This window comes from Pseudomonas sp. NPDC088322 (assembly GCF_044740745.1).
GTDB classification, from domain to species: Bacteria; Pseudomonadota; Gammaproteobacteria; order Pseudomonadales; family Pseudomonadaceae; genus Aquipseudomonas; species Aquipseudomonas shirazensis.
This window is the reverse complement of the sequence record NZ_JBIURK010000009.1, coordinates 42374-61377: the sequence shown is the minus strand read 5'-3', so window position 1 is coordinate 61377 and position 19004 is coordinate 42374. Positions and strand designations below refer to the sequence as shown.

Sequence of the window (19004 nt, the reverse complement as noted above, 5' to 3'; positions counted from 1 at the left end):
CCCATTGCCCCGCGTTGCGTTTACAGGCTCAAGCGCATCGACAGGTCGACCGCTTTGACGTCCTTGGTCATTGCGCCGATCGAGATGTAGTCGACCCCGGTCTCGGCGATCACCCGCAGGGTGCTTTCATTGACACCGCCGCTGGCCTCGAGCTTGGCCTTGCCGGCATTGATCCGCACCGCTTCGCGCATTTCATCCAGGCTCAGCTCGTCAAGCATGACGATATCGGCCCCGGCCGCTAGCGCCTGGCGCAGCTCATCCAGACTCTCCACTTCGATCTCGACCGGCTTGCCTGGCGCGATGCGGTGCGCTGCGGCTACTGCTTCGGCAACGCCACCGCTGGCGGCTATGTGGTTTTCCTTGATCAGGAACGCGTCATACAGTCCGATGCGGTGGTTGTGGCAGCCGCCACAGGTCACCGCGTACTTCTGCGCCAGGCGCAGGCCGGGTAGGGTCTTGCGGGTATCGAGCAAGCGCACCTGGGTGCCTTCGACCAGGTCCGCAAGGAACCGCGCCCGGGTGGCCACGCCTGACAGCAGCTGGAGGAAGTTAAGCGCTGAACGTTCGCCGGTCAGCAGCGAGCGGGCTGGGCCTTCGAGATGAAACAGCGGCTGGTTGGCCTTGGCCAGGTCGCCATCGACCACTTGCCAGTGCACCGCGACCCGCGGATCGAGCTGGCGAAACACCGCATCGACCCAGGCACTGCCGGCCACCACGCAGTCTTCGCGAGTGATGATGGTGGCCTTGGCCAGGCGCTCGGCCGGGATCAGTTGCGCGGTGATATCGCCATTGCCGACGTCCTCAAGCAACGCGCGGCGCACGTTGGCTTCGATTTCGGCAGTCAGGTCGGCGAGGCGTAGGTTCGGCATGGTCGGCTCCACAAGCTAGATGCCGGCGATTATAGGGCAGGGGGGCGGTGTGTACAGTCATGCCGCTGATGACCTTTGGTCAGAACAGGGGAGCATTTCGTCTGATTAGTGGTCTTTTCACCGGGACATGCACTACGTGCTGGCAGCTGTAAGACTTTTTGTCGATAATAGCGTCCAGTATTTGGCGTCATGGCTTTGACGATTTCCTGCAAGGAGTTAGGGATGCATACAGAAGGCAAGGTGGTGCCCTTGGTGGCTGCCGCCGACAGAGGTGCGCGCGTGCCCTCGCTGAGCCTTCCGATCGTGCTCCTGCAGGTACGGGACAAGGCTGTCCTGCAATTGCGCCAAGGCCTGCAGGCGTTGTTCGACAATGCTGACGACAGGCTGTTCGAGATGGCCGACCGGGCCGGTGAGCGGGTCGATCAGAACCTCTACTTCGAAGCGATGCGCGACCTGCGGCTGAAGCGCAAGAGTATCGAGCGGGAGTTTCTCGATGCGTTCTATGACGCCTTCGCCCGTATCGGCCAGGCCGAGCGCGTACCTTATCTGGCGATTACCGAATCGCTGCGCAACGCTGCTCAACCGGAGCGGGCGGCGGCCATCGAGGGCATGCTGGCGCGGGTGTTGTCGCGTGATGGCTTTGCCCTTGATCAGCTGGGCTTGCGCTTTCAGGCGCTGCTGGAGATGCCCCTTGAACTGCGCCGCAATCCGTTGGGCCCGGAGTGCCTGTGCGGGTTCTTTCTGGATGCCGGGCGCAGCCTGGGGGTTGGCCCGCAGGTCAAGCTGATCCTGCTCAAGCTGTTCGAACGCTATGTGCTGCGTGATCTTGATCTGCTGTACGGCGAAGCCAATCAACTGCTCGCTGCAGCCGGCATCCTGCCCGAACTGATGCCCGCGCCGAGGCGCCGCGCCGAAGACCGGCCGCTGACCCACCTGCACAGCGCTGACTGTCACGCCCAGGCCGATCCGGCCGACGGCGACATTACTGGCCAGGACTTCTTCGCCAGCCTGCAACCGCTGCTGGCGCCTGCTCGCGGGCGTTTCGCGCCGCGCCTGCAGAGCGTGGCAACTGCCGAGCCAATCAATACCGCCGATCTGCTGCGGCTGCTGTCGCATTTGCAGCACTACGTGCCCGGCGTGGCTGATGCCGACGACTTCAACCTGAGCCAGCAGCTGGAACAGTTGCTGCTGCGGGTCGGCGTACGCAGCGGCAGCCGCCGGCGGATCGGCAACTACGACGAAGATGTGATCAACCTGGTCGGCTTGCTCTTCGACTTTATCCAGACTGACGACAACCTGCCGAGCAACCTGCGCGAACTGCTCGCGCGTCTGCATATTCCGCTGCTGAAAGTGGCCATGCTCGACAGGGGCCTGTTCAGCCGCGCCAACCACCCGGCGCGGCGCTTGCTCGACGAGATTGCCGCCGCGGCGCTGGGCTGGGAGGCTGACGAACAGGTCTCGCGTGGCGGGCCGCAGCAGCGAGTCGAGCGCATCGTCCAGCGTTTGCTCAACGATTACGCTGAAGATCCGCAGTTGTTCGCCGAGCTGCTCGAGGATTTTCTCGCCTTCAATCAGGATGAGCGCCGTCGCAACGAACTGCTCGAGCAGCGCACCCGCGATGCCGAGGAGGGTCGGGCGCGCACCGTGCAGGCGCGACGGCGCGTGCAGCAGGAACTGAACCTGCGCCTGCACGGGCGGGTGCTGCCGCAGACGCTGGTGCAGATGCTGGTGCAGTCCTGGAGCCAGGTGCTGTTGCTGGCATGGCTCAAGCATGGCGAAGCCTCACCGGCCTGGCGCCAGGGCCTGGCGACCATGGACAGCTTGCTTGCCAGCATCAGTGCGCATCGCAGTGCCGAGGCCTGTGCGCAGTTGCTCGAACAGGTGCCGGGGCTGCTCAAGGCGTTGCGTGATGGGTTGGCCAGTGTCGCCCAGGACTCGACCGCGGCTCGGGAGTTCTTCGCCGAGCTTGAGCAGTTGCACCTGCGGGCGTGTGGTGGTCTGAGCCAACTTGATCAAGGGGCGCTGATCAGTGAGGTGTTGGTGGCTGATGAGATTGTTCTCGCCGTCGCTGACGAGACTACCTGTGATGCGCCTCTTGACGACAGCAGCGAATATGCTCGGCAAGTTCGCCAGTTGCGTGTTGGTAGCTGGTTGGAAGTGCTTGAAGAAGCCGGCCCGCTGCGCTGCAAGCTGGTGGTCAGGATCGATAGCTGCGATCGGTTGGTGTTTACCAGTCGGACCGGGATCAAGGTGCGTGAATGGAGTCGAGGTGGGTTGGCGTTGGCGCTGGCCAATGGGGATGTGCGGGTGCTTGATGATGGGCCTCTGTTTGAACGTGCGCTTGATGCGGCGTTGCAGCAGTTGCGTGGGTCGCTGACGCACAGTCATTGAGCAAGGCCGCACAGCGGCCCTGGCTATCTTGAGTGCCGGTTTCATGGCTGGCTCATTCATCGGATTAAAGCCCCCCGGATGCGCAAGACGAAACAAATTGGCTAGATAACCGAATCACCCTGCCGGACCACTAGGGCATACTGAACGCCCCTGGTTGATGATATTCAGGATCTGCCCGATGCAACTGGACCCCGCGACCGGCTGGTTTGCCGGCGTCACTCACTGCCCTTCGCCAAACTTCAACGAACGCCCTGCGGGCGAGGCTATCTCGTTGCTGGTGATCCACAACATCAGCCTGCCTCCGGCATGCTTCGGCACCGGCAAGGTGCAGCAGTTCTTCCAGAACCAGCTCGACCCGACCGAGCATCCTTATTTTCAAGACATCTGCCATCTGACCGTCTCCGCTCACCTGTTCGTCGAGCGTGACGGTGACGTTACCCAGTTCGTCTCTTTGCTTGACCGTGCCTGGCATGCTGGCGTGTCGCGCTTCGATGGGCGGGAAGGCTGCAATGACTTTTCCATCGGCATTGAACTGGAAGGCACCGACGAAATGCCTTACAGCGATGCTCAGTACGCGACCCTGGCGCGCCTTACGCAACAGATATGTGCGGCCTGGCCGGCGATCGATGTGCAGCGCATTCGCGGCCATGACGAGATCGCGCCGGGGCGCAAGACCGACCCCGGCGCCGCCTTTGACTGGCCACGTTATCGCGCCGACTTGCTGAACAATGAGGGACAACCATGAGTTTTCTGGTGTTGGTGCTGGTGCTGTGGGTCGAGAAGTTTTCGGCGCTGCGTCAGCGGTTGCAACGTGACGGCTTTTTTCTAGGCGAGCTGGCCCGGCTTGAGCGCAGTGGCAAACAACAGCCCTGGTGGCAGTTGGCGGTTCTGGTACTGGCGCCGGTCGCGCTGCTTGTTTTGCTGCTGCATGTGCTCGAGCCGGTGGCGTACGGCCTGCTGGCATTGCCGGTGCACTTGCTGGTGTTGATCTACAGTCTAGGCCGCGGTGATGCCAAGGCGGCGTTGGGGCCATTGCGCGATGCCTGGCACCGGGGGGATGAGCAGGCGGCGCTGCATGTCGCTGATCGTGACCTGGGCATGCAGGCCGATGATGCGCCGAGTTTGCTGGTGAAGGTGCAGGGGTATCTGTTGTGGCACGCCTACCAGAGTTTCTTTGCGGTGATCTTCTGGTACTTCCTGCTCGGGCCTGGCGCGGCATTGGCCTATCGGCTGCTGGTGCTGTGTAGCGAGTACAGCGGACAGCCCGCGCTTAAAGCCAGGGCCGAGCAGCTGCGGCATGTCATGGATTGGCTGCCAGTGCGGGTGCTGACCCTGAGCTTTGCCCTGGTCGGCAACTTTGTCGCGGTGATGCGGGTAATGCTGCACGAGTTGCTCAATTGGCGTATCAGCGCTGCGCTGCTGGTAACCCGGGTTGGGCGTGCCGCTGACGACATCCCCGAACAGGAAGATAGCCAGTTGGGCCTGGCCCGTCTGGACAGCTTGTGGGAGTTGCTGTTGCGCTCGGCAGTGCTGTGGTATGCGGCCTTTGCTCTGTGGACGGTGTTGCTGTAGAGGAGGCGCTACCAGCCAAACAGCCCGCAGGCTGTGCGGCTGGACGCGGCCGCCAGCTGCTCCGGGGCGACGCCCATCAACTCGGCCAGCACCTGAGCGATCTGCGGTAAGTGCTCGGGGCTGTTACGCAGGCCTGGGTACATTGCCGGCGCCATGTCCGGCGCGTCGGTCTCCAGTACCACGCTTTCCAGCGGTAAGCGTGCCACGGTCTTGCGCAGGCGTAGCGCTTGCGGCCAGGTCGCCGCGCCGCCCAAGCCCAGCTTGAAGCCGAGCTTGATGTATTCGCGGGCCTCTTCGAAGCTGCCGGCAAAGGCGTGGATGATGCCAGCCCGTTGCAAGCGATAACGCTTGAGCGTGGCGATCACCTGGGCATGGCTGCGGCGTACGTGCAGCAGCGCCGGTAGGTCGAAGTCGCAGGCGATCTGCAATTGCGCTTCAAACAAAGCCTGTTGTTCGGCAGGGTCGAGCTCCGGCAGGTAGTAGTCCAGGCCGATCTCGCCCACCGCACATAGGCGCGGGTCGCCGCGCAGGCGCTCGAACCAGTTGCGCAGTTCCAGCAGATGTTCAGGCCGATGCTGGGCCAGAAACACCGGGTGCAGACCTAGTGCGGCATACACACGCGGGTCGCTGCAAGCCAGTTGCCAGACCCGCTGCAGGTTATCTGCCGTCACCCCCAGTACCACCACCCGTTCCACGCCGCTCGCTGCGGCATTACCCAAAACATGCTCGCGGTCGGCGTCGAACTCTGGGAAGTCCAGATGGCTGTGGGTATCGATCAGGCGCATGGTCAGGTCGGCTGAATACGTTGCTTGAAGGTTCGCGGTACCGCGTGCACACCCGGCTGGTAGCGCTTCTGTTCGATGGCCGCCAGGGCCAGCTCCAGCGCGGCGGCGGCGATCAGCCCGTGCTGCTGGGCCATGGCATTGACTGGCAGCGGCAGGAAATCGAGCAATTGGTTGTCACCGAAGGTGCCCAGCTGCAGCTGGCGTGATTCGGCCGGGCGGGCCTGGAGGGCGTCGAACACCCCTTGCAGCAGTACATAGGAGGTGGTCACCAGCGCATCCGGCAAGCCGCCATGCTCGGCAATCAATTGCTCCATCAAGCGCTGGCCGCACTCGCGGCTGAACGCTTCGCCCTGATAGCGGCGGATCTCCCCGGTGAACTGCTGCAGGGCTTGATCGAAGCCGCCGGCCCGGGCCTGGCTGACCGACAGTTCTGGGCGTGCACCGATCAGGGCAATGCTGCGCGGGGCGGTTGCCAGCAGGCTGCGGGCGAGTTGCTGGCTGGCATCGCGATCGTCGCTGATGACCGAGCAGAAGTGCGTAGGGTCAAGGCCACGGTCGATGGCAATTACCGGCAGGCCTTTGTCTTGCAAGGCGCGGTAGCTATCGTCCTCACCTGGCAAGCAACTGGCGACGAACAGCGCATCGCAGCGCCGGGCCCGGAACAGCTGCTGCAGTTGCCGCTCGATGTCCGGCTGGTCGTCGCTGCTGGCGATCAGCAGTTGGTAGCCACGCGCGCGGGCCGCCTGTTCGAGTTGCTTGGCAATGCGTGCATAGCTGGGGTTCTCCAGATCCGGGAGAATGAAGCCCAACGTGCGCGTGTGCCGGCTGCGCAGACCCGCCGCCTGGGGGTTTGGCGTGAAACCATGGGCGTCGACAACCGCCTGGACACGCTCGACGGTGGCGCTGCTGATACGCTGCTGTTCGGCCTTGCCGTTGATGACATAGCTGGCGGTGGTGACTGAAACACCTGCCAGACGGGCGATATCACTGAGTTTCACCGAATTTTCCTTGTTATTTCCGGGACTGGCTGTGGCACCTGATTGGGTAGTTTGACCCAGCCTCAAGCCTGCGCGCAGGCGACCATTGTCGCAATTGTCCGACGGGATGGGGCTTTTTCGTCGCAAGATTATCGAGTAACGTGGCCGCCTGGTCAGATTAAACGTTTCAGCCGACAATTATCAGCGGGCACTGCCGCCTGCGTCGGCTGTTGAGCTGGTTGTTTTGCTGAATTTCACAACAATACCTCAGTACCCGCTGCGGGACTGCAAAAGGAGAAGGTCATGCTCGAGCTCGCCAAAGAGCAGATAGCCATGGGTCAGTCTGCCGCCGACAAAGGCCAGGCTCTGCGCCTGCTGGCTGACTGCCTGGTTGCCGATGGGCTGGTTGCCGAGGGCTACCTGCAAGGCTTGCAGGACCGCGAGGAGCAAGGCTCGACCTTCCTCGGTCAGGGCATTGCCATTCCCCACGGCACGCCGCAGACGCGTGATCAGGTGTTTGCCACCGGCGTGCGCTTGATGCAGTTCCCCGAGGGCGTGGACTGGGGTGATGGGCAGATGGTCTACCTGGCGATTGCCATCGCCGCCCGCTCCGACGAACACCTGCGCCTGCTGCAACTGCTGACCCGCGCCCTCGGTGAGACCGACCTGGCCCAGGCACTGCGCCGGGCCAGTTCGGCCGAGGCGCTGCTCAAACTATTGCAGGGCGCACCGCAGGCGCTGGCGCTGGATGCGCAGTTGGTCAGCCTGAACCTGCCGGCTGACGACTTCGAAGAGCTGGCCTGGCGCGGCGCTCGTTTGCTGCAACGCGCCGGCTGCGTCGAAAGCGGCTTTGCCGCCATGCTGCAGCAGGCCGAGCCGCTGCCGCTGGGCGAAGGCCTGTGGTGGCTGCACAGCGAGCGGCAGGTACGCCAGCCGGGGCTGGCGTTCATCACCCCGCAGCAGCCGCTGCGTTATCGCGATCAGCCGCTCAATGGTCTGTTCTGCCTGGCCAGCCTGGGTGCTGCCCATCAGGCGTTGCTCGAGCGCCTGTGCGAAGTGCTGATCGAAGGCCGTGGACAGATGCTCTATCAGGCCACCAGCAGCCGCACCGTGCTTGAAGTGCTCGGCGGTGAAGTTCCGGCCGACTGGCCCAGTGCACGGATTGTGCTGGCCAATGCCCACGGCCTGCATGCACGCCCGGCCAAGGTGCTGGCGCAACTGGCCAAAGGCTTCGAGGGTGAAATCCGTATTCGTCTGCTCGACGACAGCCAGCCGGCGGTATCGGTGAAGAGCCTGAGCAAGCTGCTCGGCCTCGGCGCCCGCCGTGGTCAGACGCTGGAATTGATTGCCGAGCCGAATATTGCCAACGATGCCCTGCCGGTGTTGCTGGCGGCCATCGCCGACGGTCTTGGTGAAACCGTTGAAGCACTGCCCCAAGCTTGCACCGAAGAGGTCGTAGTGGTTGCCGAACCGCTCTCGGCACCTGTGCCTGGCAGTCTGATTCAAGGCGTGCCTGCGGCCCCGGGGATTGCCTGCGGGCCGGCGCATATCTGCGTCGAACGTGACATCGACTATCCGCTGCGCGGTGTCTCGCCAAGCCAGGAGCGAGCGCAATTGCGCGCTGCGCTGGAAACCGTCAATGCAGAATTGCAGGCACTGGTGCAGCGCAGCGACAAAGCCATCGGCGAGATATTCATCACCCATCAGGAAATGCTCGCCGACCCGGCCCTGATGGACGAAGTCGAGCAACGCCTGGGCCAGGGCGAAAGCGCTGCCGCCGCCTGGATGAGCGTTATCGAGGCCGCCGCGCGCCAGCAGGAAGCCCTGCACGACGCACTGCTCGCCGAGCGCGCCGCCGATCTGCGTGACATTGGTCGGCGCGTGCTGGCGCAACTGTGCGGCGTCATCGATACCCCTGAGCCAACAGAGCCGTATGTGCTGGTGATGACCGAAGTCGGCCCGTCCGACGTCGCCCGGCTCGATCCGCAGCGGGTCGCCGGCATCGTCACCGCCCAAGGTGGCGCTACTGCCCATAGCGCCATCGTTGCGCGTGCGTTGGGCATCCCGGCGGTAGTCGGTGCAGGCGCGGCGATGCTGTTGCTGGCCCCCGGCACGCCGCTGCTGCTCGACGGCCAGCGCGGCCGGGTCAGCGTGGCGCCGGCCGCGGATGAGCTGCAACGCGCGTTGACCGAACGCGACCAGCGTGAACAGCGCCTGCAGCAAGCCTGGGCCAGCCGCCATCAACCCGCCGTCACCCGCGACGGCCATGCCATCGAAGTTTTTGCCAACATCGGCGGCAGCCAAGGCATCGACAAAGTGGTCGAGCAGGGCGCCGAAGGGGTTGGCCTGCTGCGCACCGAGCTGATCTTCATGGCCCACCCGCAGGCGCCCGACGTGGCAACCCAGGAAGCCGAATACCGGCGCGTACTCGATGGTCTCGACGGGCGGCCGCTGGTAGTGCGCACGCTGGATGTCGGCGGCGACAAACCGCTGCCGTACTGGCCGATCGCACGCGAAGACAACCCGTTCCTTGGCGTACGCGGTGTGCGCCTTACCTTGCAGCGCCCGCAGATCATGCGCGACCAGTTGCGCGCATTGTTGCAGGCCGCCGACGGCCGCCCCCTGCGGATCATGTTCCCGATGGTCGGGCAGATCCACGAGTGGCGCGAAGCCAAGGCCATGGTCGAACAACTGCGCGAAGAGATCCCGGTCGCCGACCTGCAACTGGGGATCATGGTCGAGGTGCCTTCCGCGGCCTTGCTGGCGCCACAGCTGGCGCGCGAGGTGGACTTCTTCAGCATCGGCACCAACGACCTGACCCAGTACACCCTGGCCATCGACCGCGGCCACCCGAGCCTGTCGGCCCAGGCCGATGGCCTGCACCCGGCAGTGCTGCGCCTGATCGACATGACCGTGCGCGCCGCCCATGCCGAAGGCAAGTGGGTGGGGGTCTGTGGCGAGCTGGCCGCCGACCCGCAAGCGGTGGCCATATTGCTTGGGCTTGAGGTCGACGAGCTCAGCGTGGCCTCGCGCAGCGTCGCCGAAGTCAAGGCGCTGGTGCGCCAGCGTGATTACCAGACGGCCCGTGCGCTTGCGCTCGAGGCCCTGCAACAAGACAGCGCCGCCGCCGTGCGCGCGTTGGTGGAGCACTACTGATGGCCAAGATCCTCACCCTGACCCTGAACCCGGCGCTGGATATCACCGTCAGCCTCGACAGCTTGCGCGCAGGCCAGGTCAACCGCAGCCAGGCGCAGCACAGCCACGCCGCCGGCAAGGGCCTGAATGTCGCCCAGGTGCTGGCCGACCTTGGCCACAGCGTGACCGTCGGCGGGTTTCTTGGCCGCGACAACCTGCAGCTGTTTGAAGCGCTGATCCAGTGGCGCGGCTTTGCCGACTGCTTTGTCCGCGTGGCCGGCGAGACGCGCAGCAACATCAAGCTGGTCGAGGCCAACGGCTGCGTGACCGATATCAACGGTCAGGGCCCGGAGGTCGATGCCGCTTCACGCAGCGCGCTGATGCGCAAGCTGCTGCAGATTGCGCCAGGCCATGACGCGGTGGTGGTCGCCGGCAGTCTGCCGCGCGGCATCGACCCGCAGTGGTTTGCCGAGCTGCTCGGGCAGCTCAAGGCGCAAGGCTTGAAGATTGCTCTGGACAGCAGCGGCGAGGCCTTGCGCGCCGGCCTTCAGGCAGCGCCCTGGCTGGTCAAGCCGAACACCGACGAGCTTGCTGAGGTGCTCGGCCACAGCGTCACCGGCCGGGCCGAACAGCAGCAGGCTGCCAGCCAACTACTGGCAAGCGGCATCGAGCATGTAGTGGTGTCGCAAGGCGAGCACGGCGTCAGCTGGTACCGCGCAGGTACCGTGCTGCACGCACAACCGCCGCAGGTGCGCGTGGCGAGCACGGTCGGTGCCGGTGACTCGCTGGTGGCCGGCATGGTCCATGGCCTGTTGCAGGGCGAGGCGCCAACACAGACGCTGCGCCGCGCCACCGCCATCGCCGCCCAGGCGGTGACGCAGGTCGGCTTTGGTATCCGCGACCGCGTGCAGCTGGAGCAACTGCAAGCAGGCGTACACATCACAGAACAACAAGAGGCTTGCCGATGAACATTGCCATTGTCACCGCCTGCCCCAACGGCCAGGTCTCCAGCGTACTCAGCGCGCGTCTGCTGGCGGCTGCAGCGCAGCGACGCGGCTGGAGCACCAGCGTCGAGGTGCAGGATGCCGAGCACCCCGAGCGCAATTTGAGCGCCACGCAGATCGCCGAGGCCGACTGGGTGCTGGTGATCAGTACCGGCGCGGTCGATCTGTCGCGCTTCGTTGGCAAACGCCTGTACCAGAGTACACCGGCTCAGGCGTTGGCCGATCGCGAGAGTTTTCTCGATGAGGCAGCTGCACAGGCGCAGGTCCACAGCGCCAGCGCCGTGGTCGATGCACCGGCCGCGCTGGGGCCGCCGAAGATCGTCGCGGTCACGGCCTGTCCAACCGGCGTGGCCCACACCTTCATGGCTGCCGAAGCCTTGCAGCAGGCAGCGCAGCAACTGGGCTACCAGCTCACGGTGGAAACTCAGGGTTCGGTCGGTGCGCGCAATCCGCTGTCGGCGCAGGCCATTGCCGAGGCCGATGTGGTACTGCTGGCGGCCGACATCGAAGTGCCCACTGCGCGCTTTGCCGGCAAGCGGGTATACCGCTGCGGTACCGGCATTGCTCTCAAGCAAGCCAAGGCCACCCTCGACAAGGCCCTGCTCGAAGCCAAGCAGGAAAGCGCTGCCGATGCCGCCGCGGGGGCCACGGCCAGCAGCGAAAAAAGCGGCGTGTACAAGCACCTGCTGACCGGTGTGTCGTTCATGCTGCCCATGGTGGTAGCTGGCGGTTTGCTGATCGCCTTGTCCTTCGTGTTCGGCATCAATGCCCACGAAGTGCCCGGCACCCTGCCGGCGGCGTTAATGCAGATCGGCGCTGAGGCAGCCTTCAAACTGATGGTGCCGCTGTTGGCTGGTTACATCGCCTGGTCGATTGCCGACCGCCCTGGCCTTGCGCCGGGGATGATCGGCGGGATGCTGGCGACCATTCTTGGCGCGGGCTTTATCGGCGGCATCGTAGCCGGCTTTCTGGCCGGCTACAGCGCCAAGGCGATCAGTCGCTGGGTGCGCTTGCCGAGCAGCCTCGAGGCACTCAAGCCGATCCTGATCATCCCGCTGCTGGCCAGCCTGTTCACCGGCCTGGTGATGATCTATGTGGTGGGCCAACCGGTCGCCTCGATGCTTGCGGGCCTGACCCAGTTCCTCGACAACATGGGCACCACCAATGCCATCCTGCTCGGGCTGCTGCTGGGCGGGATGATGTGTGTGGACCTTGGCGGGCCGATCAACAAGGCGGCCTATGCGTTCTCGGTCGGCCTGCTGTCGAACCAGAGCTTTGCACCGATGGCCGCGACCATGGCTGCCGGCATGGTGCCGCCGATCGGCCTGGGAATCGCCAGCCTGATCGCCCGCAGCAAGTTCGCCCAGAGTGAGCGCGAGGCAGGCAAGGCAGCCTTGGCATTAGGCCTGTGCTTTATCTCCGAAGGGGCGATCCCGTTTGCTGCCAAGGACCCGTTGCGGGTGATACCAGCAAGCGTCATCGGTGGCGCGTTGACCGGGGCGCTGTCGATGTACTTTGGCTGCAAGCTGATGGCGCCGCATGGCGGCCTGTTCGTGTTGTTGATCCCCAATGCGATCAACCATGCGCTGTTGTACTTGCTGGCGATTGCCGCCGGCAGCCTGGTCACGGCGCTGATCTATGCCGTGCTCAAGCGTAAAGAGCAGGTCGAGCTGGCGATAGCGCCGGTCAAGGCCTGAGACCTGAGCGCCAGGCCCCTTCGGGTGAAGGGGCCTAGCGTTTGTGCTTGTGCCGCAATGGCACCAGCAGTTCACCCAGCCCGTTGTGATCAATCTCATGCATCAAAGCCAGCAGCGCCCCTAGCTCACCTGGCGGAAAGCCCTTGCGCGCAAACCAGCCAAGGTAATCGCCAGGCAGATCGGCCAACAGCCGGCCCTGGTACCTGCCGAATGGCATGCTGCGGGTCACCAGCAGTTGCAGGTATTCAGGTTTCATCGCCAGCCGCCTCCAGATAAAGCGCCGACGATACTGCAATCTGCACGAGGGCCCAAGCGGTGATCATGCAGAACGCCGTTTACAAGCGTTAAGCATTAATCCGTAAGCTAATGATTTATAAGTATTTTTTGTTGCTCGATAAATTGGCACGAAGCCTGCTCTGTATATAACCACTTCCCACTGCCAAGGAGTTTGAGCAATGAGCAATCCAAACAAAGATGTAATCGACGTCCTCAACGACCTGATCGAATACAGCAAGGATGGCGAGAAAGGCTTCAAGACCTCTGCCGAGGACGTGAAGAATCCTGAGCTGAAAGCGTTCTTCGTCAAGCGCGCTGCTGGCTGCGCTACCTCGGCTGCCGAGCTGCAGAGCGAAGTGCGTCGTCTGGGCGGCGATCCAGAAACCTCTACCAGCGTCAGTGGTGATCTGCACCGCGGTTGGGTCAATCTGAAGTCGCTGCTGACCGGCAAGGACGACGAAGCGATCCTCAATGAAGTCGAGCGCGGTGAAGACCACGCCCTCAAGGCTTACAAAGAGGCCCGTGAGAAGCTGGTCAAACTCGGCCGTACTGCTACCGATAGCAGCTACAACCTGGTCGAAACCCAGCTACAAGGCGTACAGCGCAATCATGATGAAGTGAAGGCCCTGCGCGACGCAGCACGCGCCCGCTCTTAATCGAGCGGTCCCTCTACCCGGTTACGGCCTTTGGCCTTGGCCCGGTAGAGGGCCTCGTCCGCGGTGCTCAGCAGACTGGCCAAGTCTTGCTGGGTACCGGGGATGTACAGGCCGATGCCGATGCTCACCGTCACCGAGTGGGTATCTGCGCCAAATGGCGCCAAGCCCTCCACCCCCTGCTTTATCCGCTGCGCCAGCAGCAGTGCGCCAGCCTGTTCGGTTTCCGGCAGCACGATCTGAAATTCCTCGCCGCCGTAGCGCGCTGCCAAGTCTGAAGGCCTGCGAATACAGCCTTCTATGGTTTTCGCGACCTCCCGCAATGCATGGTCACCACCGGCATGCCCGTGGCGTTGATTGAACGCCTTGAAATGATCGATATCGACCATCAGGATCGCCAACGGCCTGCGGTTGCGCTGTGCCCGTGCCCATTCCAGACGCAGCACCTGATCCAGCCGCCGGCGGTTGGCAAGGCCGGTCAAGCTGTCGGTTGCCGCCAGTTTTTCCAGGCCTAGTTCGAGCTCCTGACGACGGCGCAGCTCGCGTCCGAGCAGCACCGTCAGCCACAGGATGGCGATGCACAGCACGCCCGTGGCGATGCTCACCACGGCGGCGGTACGGCGCCATGACTGGAATACTTCATCGCTCGAGTGCGCTACCACCACAACGAGTGGCTGGTCGGCAACCTGGGCGAAGGTGTACAGGCGCTCGACCCCGGAAGCACTGGACTTGGCAGTAAAGCTGCCACTGCGTTGGCTGAGGATGCGCTGGAAGTTGGGCCGGCTGCTGAAGTTGCTGCCGATCAGCGTACTGGGTGCCGCACTGGGATGGCGCGCCAGCAACTGACCGTCGGTGTTGAACAGGCTGATGCTGCTGTCGACACCGATATCCAGGCGCTGGAACAGCTCGCTGACGTAACCCAGGCGCAGTGCGCCGGCAGCAATACCTGCGAACTCACCATTCAGCCCGTTGATACGCCGGCTGAAACTGATGCACCAGTCCAGGTCGCCAAGCCTGGCCTTGAACGGTGGGCCGATCAACATGCCCAGGCTGGGGTCGGCCTGATGGGCCTTGAATACCTTTGTGTCGGCGAAGTTGGCCTTGCGCGGGACAGCGCTGGTGGAGTCGCCAATCACGTTCCCCTGCGCATCGATCCACAGTACGTCACCGCGCCGGCGGTCGATGAAGGCTTCGTTGAACAGCAGCCGCTGGCGCAGCTCGCTCGGCACGCCAGTCAATTCCTTGCGCCCGACTGCCCAGATCAGCCCTTGCAGGGACTGGTCGTAAAGCTCGATGTTGCGTAGCACATCGCTCTCGATCAGCTGGACGATGTTACTCGACGAGCGGATTGCCGACTGCTCGACGCTGTCGCGTTCGCGGGCGAGCAAGAACACCACTATCGCCAAAATCGCGAGCACAGCCAGGCAGCTGCCTAGATTGAGCAACAGTTCGGGGTGCGACTTGAGCGGGGCATTCCCCGGTGATCGATTGGGCAACATGAGGCTCGCAACTGCGTAAGTCCCTCGTGTCCTTGAGGGGAGGGCCAGGGCGGGGCGGCGGTAGTGTAGGGAAGCGGTGATTGTCGGACAAGAAGTTATCTGGCCATCCGACGAGTGCGTGCAGCGCTGGCGGGGCTGATACGGGGCGCTCTGCAGCGGCAAAGCCGCATTGCAGAGTGCCCCGTGCTTGCAGGCCGCGATCAGAACAGGTTGAGCGGATAATCCACGATCAGGCGGATTTCATCGTTGTCCTGCTCGGCAGCGTAGGCCTGGTTGGCGCGATGGCTGGCATAACGCAGCAGTACCGACAGGTCTTTGAAGTCGCCCTGCTGGAATACGTACTTGATGTCCAGGTCACGTTCCCAATGGGTGGCGTGCTTGCCGTCGGCATTGTAGTAGTCGTAGTAGGCGTTGTTTTGCGCTGCCTTGGTCAGGTCAGCTTCACCGCGTGAGTACGACAGCTCAGTGCTCAGGCCATCGACGCCGAGGCCGGCAAAATCATAACCGTAGGCCAGCTTCCACGAGCGCTCGTTCGGTGCGTTGAAGTCCGAGTACATCCGCGAGTTGTCGAGGAACACGCTGTCACCCAGATTGATGTAGTCGAACGGCGTGTTGCCGTTGACCCGCTGATAGGCGGCGGTAACGCTGTGATGACCGGCGTTGACCGTGAAGTGCAGGCTGAACGTGTTGTTGTCGATGTCGCCCAGCAGCGCCTGGCCGGTGTCCTGGGTGTGATAGAAGTGCAAACCCGGGTTGAAGCTGACCAGGTCGTTGACTGCATAGGTGTAGTCAAAGTCGAAGTAGTACTGGTTCCAGATGTCCTTCAGCTCGGCTGCATAGAGGTTGCTGGTGATCGCTTCGCTGCCGCTCCAGGAGGCGCCGGCCCAGCTCAGGTGCTGACTGTCGCGGTTGTCCTGCAAGGCGCCGTAGTAAGTGTCGATGCGGCGGTGGCCGCTCTGGTTGTACGGCTTGGTGAAGCTGACCTGGCCGCCTTCGAGGAGCAGGCCGTCGATGCTGTTGTTGCTCAGGCTGACGCCGCGAAAGGTCTGCGGCAGCATGCGCGTTTCGCCGCCGGCGATGACCGGGTTGCTGAGGAACAAGTCTCCGGCCTTGAGCTCGGTGTCGAACGCCTTGAGCTTGAGCGCGGCACCGGCAGTGGAGAAGGCGTGCGGCGCAGCGCCCAGCTCGCCGTTGGCCTTGGTGTGTTCAGGCAGGATGCTGGTGCCGGCATAGCCGCCACCGCCATCGAGCTTGAGCCCGAGCATGGCGTGCGCATCCAGGCCGAAGCCGACAGTGCCCGGGGTGTAGCCGGACTCGAAGCGGGCGACGAAACCCTGGCCCCATTCACGGTTGTCGCGCACACCGCTATTGAGGTTGTTGCGGTTGAAGTAGGCGTTGCGCAGATGCAGGTTGAACGAGGAGCCTGCGACAAAACCTTCAGCGGCTTCGTCGGCGTGGGCAACGCTTGGCATCGTTGCGGCGAATGCAATGAACAGCGGGGTGAAACGGAAAGCGGAAGACACCGGTTAGAGCTCCTTTGGTCTGACGGTGGGGCAATTTTTATTGTCGAAAAACGCAGTGACTGCAGTGAGTCAAGGTATCTGCGTGGTGCAAATTTTGGACATAAAAAAAGCCGCTGATCAGCAGCGGCTTGAAGAGGCTAACATATCGGCGCGCAGGGCGCCCACGTGCAGGCCTTGGGAAGAGGGGCAGATGCAGGCAGCTCGATCAGCTGTCGCTGGCAGCATCCTGGTCAGTCTTGGCAGCTGTCTGCTGCGCATCTTTGCCGGCCTCAGCCGATTGCGCGGCATAGCCTTCGCGGGCTTCTTGATGAGCCGTGGCAAGGGCTGCGTTACGGGCGACAAAGGCCGGCGATTCTTCCGCCATGGCCAGCGGTGACAACAACAGGGAAGAGGCAACGAACAGGCTCGCGATACCCATACTGTTGGACATTTGAAACAACCTTCTTGCGCTGCAAGTGTGAGTGAGGACAGGCGCCAAATTAGTCCTGTTCAGCCCGCAGAAACAGCATCCGCTTGGAGATGCACTGTTGCGAAAAAAGTAATGATAACCGGCGAAACCATCAGCTATCAGCGGCAAACCCGCTGGCTTGAGCGCTCGGCAGGCGTATGCCGAAGGTGTTGCTGCCGTGGTTGCTGCGCACAAATACTTCACCGCCGTGCATCAGCGCGATTGCCTTGACGATCGCCAGGCCCAGGCCATGATTGCCAGCGCCGTTGTTGCTGCGCGCGGCATCGACCCGGTAGAAACGCTCGAACAACAGTTGCAGGTGCTCGTCGGCGATGGCCGGGCCGGGGTTGCTTACGGCAATACTTACCTGCTCAGGCTGCGCATCGATGCGCACGGTGATCACCTGATGGGCCTGGGTGTGCTGCACGGCGTTGTGCAACAGGTTGATCAGCGCTCGGCGCAACTGCGCGGTTTCGATCGGCGCGATGGCATCGCCGCTGACCCTGACCTGCACCTGGGCGTCTTCGAGGATGTAATCCAGGTAGTCGAGGGTGGTGGCTACTTCAGCGGCCAGCGACGCCTGGGTCAGCGCGGTGGCCTTGCTGCCCTGATCGGCGCTGGCCAGGAACAACATGTCGTTGATGATGCTGCGCAGCCGTTCCAGCTCTTCAAGGTTCGATTGCAGTACTTCAAGGTAGTGCTCGGCGCTGCGTCCGCGGGTCAGTGCCACCTGGGTCTGGCCGATCAGGTTGGTCAGCGGCGAGCGCAGTTCGTGGGCGACATCGGCGTTGAACGCCTCGAGTCGCGAATAGGCGAGGGTGACCCGCTCCAGGGTGGCGTTGAAGGCGCCGGCAAACTGCGCCAGCTCAGGGGCCAGTTGCTCGGTCGGCAGCCGCCCGTCCAGGCGCGGCACGGCCAGCGCCTGGGCTTTGCTGGACAGCGCTGACAGCGGCCGTAAACCGATGCGTGCCACCCAGTAGCCCAGCAGGGCGGCCAGCAGCACGCCCAGCGCGGCCAGGCTGACGATGGCCACCAGCAAGCTGTGCTGCGCCTGCCAGAAGGTTTCGGTGTCGATGCCGATAATGAAGCGCAGCGCCGGCCGCTGTGCCAAGGGCGGCAGCTCACTGACCAACATCTTGTACGGATAGGGGCTGCCGTTCAGGCGCAGGTCGCGCATGCCCTCGGCGCCTTCGGCGAAGGCGCGGATCTGTTCGCTGGGTTTGCCGTACTCGAACTGCGGGTCGCTGCTGACCGCCCAGAAGCGGATGCGCCGATCTTCTTCACTGAGCAAATTGAGCTTGTTGCTGACCTTGAGCCAATGCTCGTGGGTGCCGAAGCGCTTCAAGGTCGACTCGAGCACGCTGTAGCGGGCGTCCAGTTCGGCCGCGGGCAGCAGGTCGAGGCTGCGGTCGACCTGGCGATACAGCGCAGCGCCGATCAGCAGGAATACCGCCAGCGCCACCAGCATGAACAAGCCTGCCAGGCGCAGCGCGATGGAATTAACCGGCACGGTTTTCCAGGACATAACCCATGCCTCTGATGGTATGCAGCAGCTTGTTGGCGAACGGCCCGTCGAGTTTGGCCCGCAGGCGCTTGATCGCCACCTCGACGACATTCGCGTCGCTGTCGAAATTGATGTCCCAGACCAGCTCGGCAATGGCGGTCTTGGAGAGGATTTCGCCCTGGCGTCGGGCCAGCACGCTGAGCAGCGAGAACTCCTTGGCGGTCAACTCCAGACGCTGGCCAGCGCGGCTGGCCTTGCGGCTGATCAGGTCGATGGAAAGGTCAGCGACCTGCACCTGCAGCGGCTCATGATTGCTGCTGCGACGGGTCAGCGCCTGCAGGCGGGCGACCAGTTCGAGAAACGAAAACGGTTTGCCGAGGTAGTCGTCAGCGCCCTCGCGCAGGCCATGGATACGGTCTTCGACACGCTCGCGGGCAGTCAGCATGATCACCGGCGTCTGCTTGCGTGCGCGCAGGCCACGCAGCACGCCGTAGCCATCCAGGCCGGGGAGCATGACGTCGAGCACGATCACGTCATAGTCGCTGTGCAGGGCCAGGTGCAGGCCGTCGGTGCCATCGCGGGCGACGTCAACGGTGAAGCCTTGCTCGCTCAGGCCCCGATGCAGGTAGTCGGCGGTTTTTTCTTCGTCTTCGACGATCAGTACTCGCATG

16 protein-coding genes are annotated in these 19004 nt (G+C 63.5%); 7 read left to right on the top strand and 9 right to left on the bottom strand.

The genetic code is table 11. The annotated features are described in order from the left end of the window. Positions 1-20: 20 nt before the first annotated feature. Positions 21-869, bottom strand: coding sequence for a carboxylating nicotinate-nucleotide diphosphorylase (nadC, locus tag ACIOAU_RS21750; protein ID WP_101316583.1), 849 nt, complete (start codon positions 867-869; stop codon positions 21-23). Positions 870-1091: 222 nt separating this feature from the next. On the opposite strand from nadC, the gene ACIOAU_RS21745 reads away from it, so the two are divergent. The 3 genes from ACIOAU_RS21745 (at position 1092) to ampE (ending at position 4832) form a co-directional block, all read left to right on the top strand. Then, entirely contained in the window at positions 1092-3260 is a 2169-nt protein-coding gene (locus ACIOAU_RS21745) for a DUF1631 domain-containing protein (RefSeq protein ID WP_401184565.1), read from the top strand. A 178-nt stretch (positions 3261-3438) separates the two neighbouring features. Then, positions 3439-4005, top strand: a complete 567-nt coding sequence (gene ampD, locus ACIOAU_RS21740) for a 1,6-anhydro-N-acetylmuramyl-L-alanine amidase AmpD (RefSeq protein ID WP_401184562.1) — start codon at positions 3439-3441, stop codon at positions 4003-4005. After that, positions 4002-4832: a regulatory signaling modulator protein AmpE gene (gene ampE / locus ACIOAU_RS21735; protein WP_401184559.1), complete on the top strand. Its 831-nt coding sequence runs from the start codon at positions 4002-4004 to the stop codon at positions 4830-4832. The genes ampD and ampE overlap by 4 nt, the downstream gene beginning before the upstream one ends. 8 nt (positions 4833-4840) lie before the next feature. On the opposite strand, the gene ACIOAU_RS21730 is transcribed toward ampE, so the two are convergent. Next, positions 4841-5617: a TatD family hydrolase gene (locus ACIOAU_RS21730; protein ID WP_401184557.1), complete on the bottom strand. Its 777-nt coding sequence runs from the start codon at positions 5615-5617 to the stop codon at positions 4841-4843. Between the two features lie 2 nt (positions 5618-5619). Next, positions 5620-6615 carry a catabolite repressor/activator gene (gene cra, locus ACIOAU_RS21725; RefSeq protein ID WP_101316594.1) on the bottom strand — a complete coding sequence of 332 codons (996 nt, stop codon included), beginning with the start codon at positions 6613-6615 and terminating at the stop codon, positions 5620-5622. Positions 6616-6897: 282 nt separating this feature from the next. Here cra and ptsP point away from each other — a divergent pair, with 282 nt between their 5' ends. From ptsP to ACIOAU_RS21710, 3 genes are read left to right on the top strand one after another with little or no spacing between them, the layout of a single operon-like run. Beyond that, positions 6898-9750 (top strand): phosphoenolpyruvate--protein phosphotransferase, encoded by a 2853-nt coding sequence (ptsP, locus tag ACIOAU_RS21720; protein ID WP_220633102.1) that lies wholly within the window; start codon positions 6898-6900, stop codon positions 9748-9750. Further along, positions 9750-10697 (top strand): 1-phosphofructokinase, encoded by a 948-nt coding sequence (pfkB, locus tag ACIOAU_RS21715; RefSeq protein WP_401184553.1) that lies wholly within the window; start codon positions 9750-9752, stop codon positions 10695-10697. The genes ptsP and pfkB overlap by 1 nt, the downstream gene beginning before the upstream one ends. Next, on the top strand, positions 10694-12430 hold the full coding sequence (locus ACIOAU_RS21710) for a PTS fructose-like transporter subunit IIB (protein WP_101316600.1): 1737 nt from the start codon (positions 10694-10696) through the stop codon (positions 12428-12430). Before pfkB ends, ACIOAU_RS21710 begins: the two co-directional genes overlap by 4 nt. 34 nt (positions 12431-12464) lie before the next feature. Here the strand turns inward: ACIOAU_RS21710 and ACIOAU_RS21705 are convergent, their stop codons facing one another. Beyond that, positions 12465-12686: a DUF3820 family protein gene (locus ACIOAU_RS21705; protein WP_401184550.1), complete on the bottom strand. Its 222-nt coding sequence runs from the start codon at positions 12684-12686 to the stop codon at positions 12465-12467. A gap of 199 nt (positions 12687-12885) precedes the next feature. On the opposite strand from ACIOAU_RS21705, the gene ACIOAU_RS21700 reads away from it, so the two are divergent. Then, the gene (locus ACIOAU_RS21700; RefSeq protein WP_401184547.1) at positions 12886-13362 is read left to right on the top strand and encodes a PA2169 family four-helix-bundle protein; all 477 of its coding nucleotides are present in this window, start codon (positions 12886-12888) and stop codon (positions 13360-13362) included. Here the strand turns inward: ACIOAU_RS21700 and ACIOAU_RS21695 are convergent. The 5 genes from ACIOAU_RS21695 to ACIOAU_RS21675 form a co-directional block, all read right to left on the bottom strand. Then, the gene (locus tag ACIOAU_RS21695; RefSeq protein ID WP_101322943.1) at positions 13359-14855 is read right to left on the bottom strand and encodes a sensor domain-containing diguanylate cyclase; all 1497 of its coding nucleotides are present in this window, start codon (positions 14853-14855) and stop codon (positions 13359-13361) included. The two genes, ACIOAU_RS21700 and ACIOAU_RS21695, sit on opposite strands and share 4 nt — an antisense overlap. A 203-nt stretch (positions 14856-15058) precedes the next feature. Then, positions 15059-16381 (bottom strand): OprD family porin, encoded by a 1323-nt coding sequence (locus tag ACIOAU_RS21690; protein ID WP_401184544.1) that lies wholly within the window; start codon positions 16379-16381, stop codon positions 15059-15061. Between the two features lie 205 nt (positions 16382-16586). Further along, a complete protein-coding gene (locus ACIOAU_RS21685; RefSeq protein WP_188035371.1) occupies positions 16587-16811 on the bottom strand; it encodes a hypothetical protein in 225 nt (74 codons plus the stop codon). Between the two features lie 130 nt (positions 16812-16941). Further along, positions 16942-18354, bottom strand: coding sequence for a heavy metal sensor histidine kinase (locus ACIOAU_RS21680; RefSeq protein WP_150570081.1), 1413 nt, complete (start codon positions 18352-18354; stop codon positions 16942-16944). Further along, on the bottom strand, positions 18329-19003 hold the full coding sequence (locus tag ACIOAU_RS21675; protein ID WP_103436083.1) for a heavy metal response regulator transcription factor: 675 nt from the start codon (positions 19001-19003) through the stop codon (positions 18329-18331). Before ACIOAU_RS21675 ends, ACIOAU_RS21680 begins: the two co-directional genes overlap by 26 nt. Position 19004 lies beyond the last annotated feature (1 nt).

Excerpts from the sequence above, each read along its gene's own strand:
- ACIOAU_RS21730 (WP_401184557.1), bottom strand. The coding sequence starts at position 5,617 with ATGCGCCTGATCGATACCCACAGCCATCTGGACTTCCCAGAGTTCGAC.
- ACIOAU_RS21745 (WP_401184565.1), top strand. The coding sequence starts at position 1,092 with ATGCATACAGAAGGCAAGGTGGTGCCCTTGGTGGCTGCCGCCGACAGA.
- ampE (WP_401184559.1), top strand. The coding sequence starts at position 4,002 with ATGAGTTTTCTGGTGTTGGTGCTGGTGCTGTGGGTCGAGAAGTTTTCG.
- pfkB (WP_401184553.1), top strand. The coding sequence starts at position 9,750 with ATGGCCAAGATCCTCACCCTGACCCTGAACCCGGCGCTGGATATCACC.
- ACIOAU_RS21705 (WP_401184550.1), bottom strand. The coding sequence starts at position 12,686 with ATGAAACCTGAATACCTGCAACTGCTGGTGACCCGCAGCATGCCATTC.
- ampD (WP_401184562.1), top strand. The coding sequence starts at position 3,439 with ATGCAACTGGACCCCGCGACCGGCTGGTTTGCCGGCGTCACTCACTGC.
- ACIOAU_RS21680 (WP_150570081.1), bottom strand. The coding sequence starts at position 18,354 with ATGTCCTGGAAAACCGTGCCGGTTAATTCCATCGCGCTGCGCCTGGCA.
- ACIOAU_RS21685 (WP_188035371.1), bottom strand. The coding sequence starts at position 16,811 with ATGTCCAACAGTATGGGTATCGCGAGCCTGTTCGTTGCCTCTTCCCTG.
- ptsP (WP_220633102.1), top strand. The coding sequence starts at position 6,898 with ATGCTCGAGCTCGCCAAAGAGCAGATAGCCATGGGTCAGTCTGCCGCC.
- ACIOAU_RS21700 (WP_401184547.1), top strand. The coding sequence starts at position 12,886 with ATGAGCAATCCAAACAAAGATGTAATCGACGTCCTCAACGACCTGATC.
- ACIOAU_RS21710 (WP_101316600.1), top strand. The coding sequence starts at position 10,694 with ATGAACATTGCCATTGTCACCGCCTGCCCCAACGGCCAGGTCTCCAGC.
- nadC (WP_101316583.1), bottom strand. The coding sequence starts at position 869 with ATGCCGAACCTACGCCTCGCCGACCTGACTGCCGAAATCGAAGCCAAC.
- ACIOAU_RS21675 (WP_103436083.1), bottom strand. The coding sequence starts at position 19,003 with ATGCGAGTACTGATCGTCGAAGACGAAGAAAAAACCGCCGACTACCTG.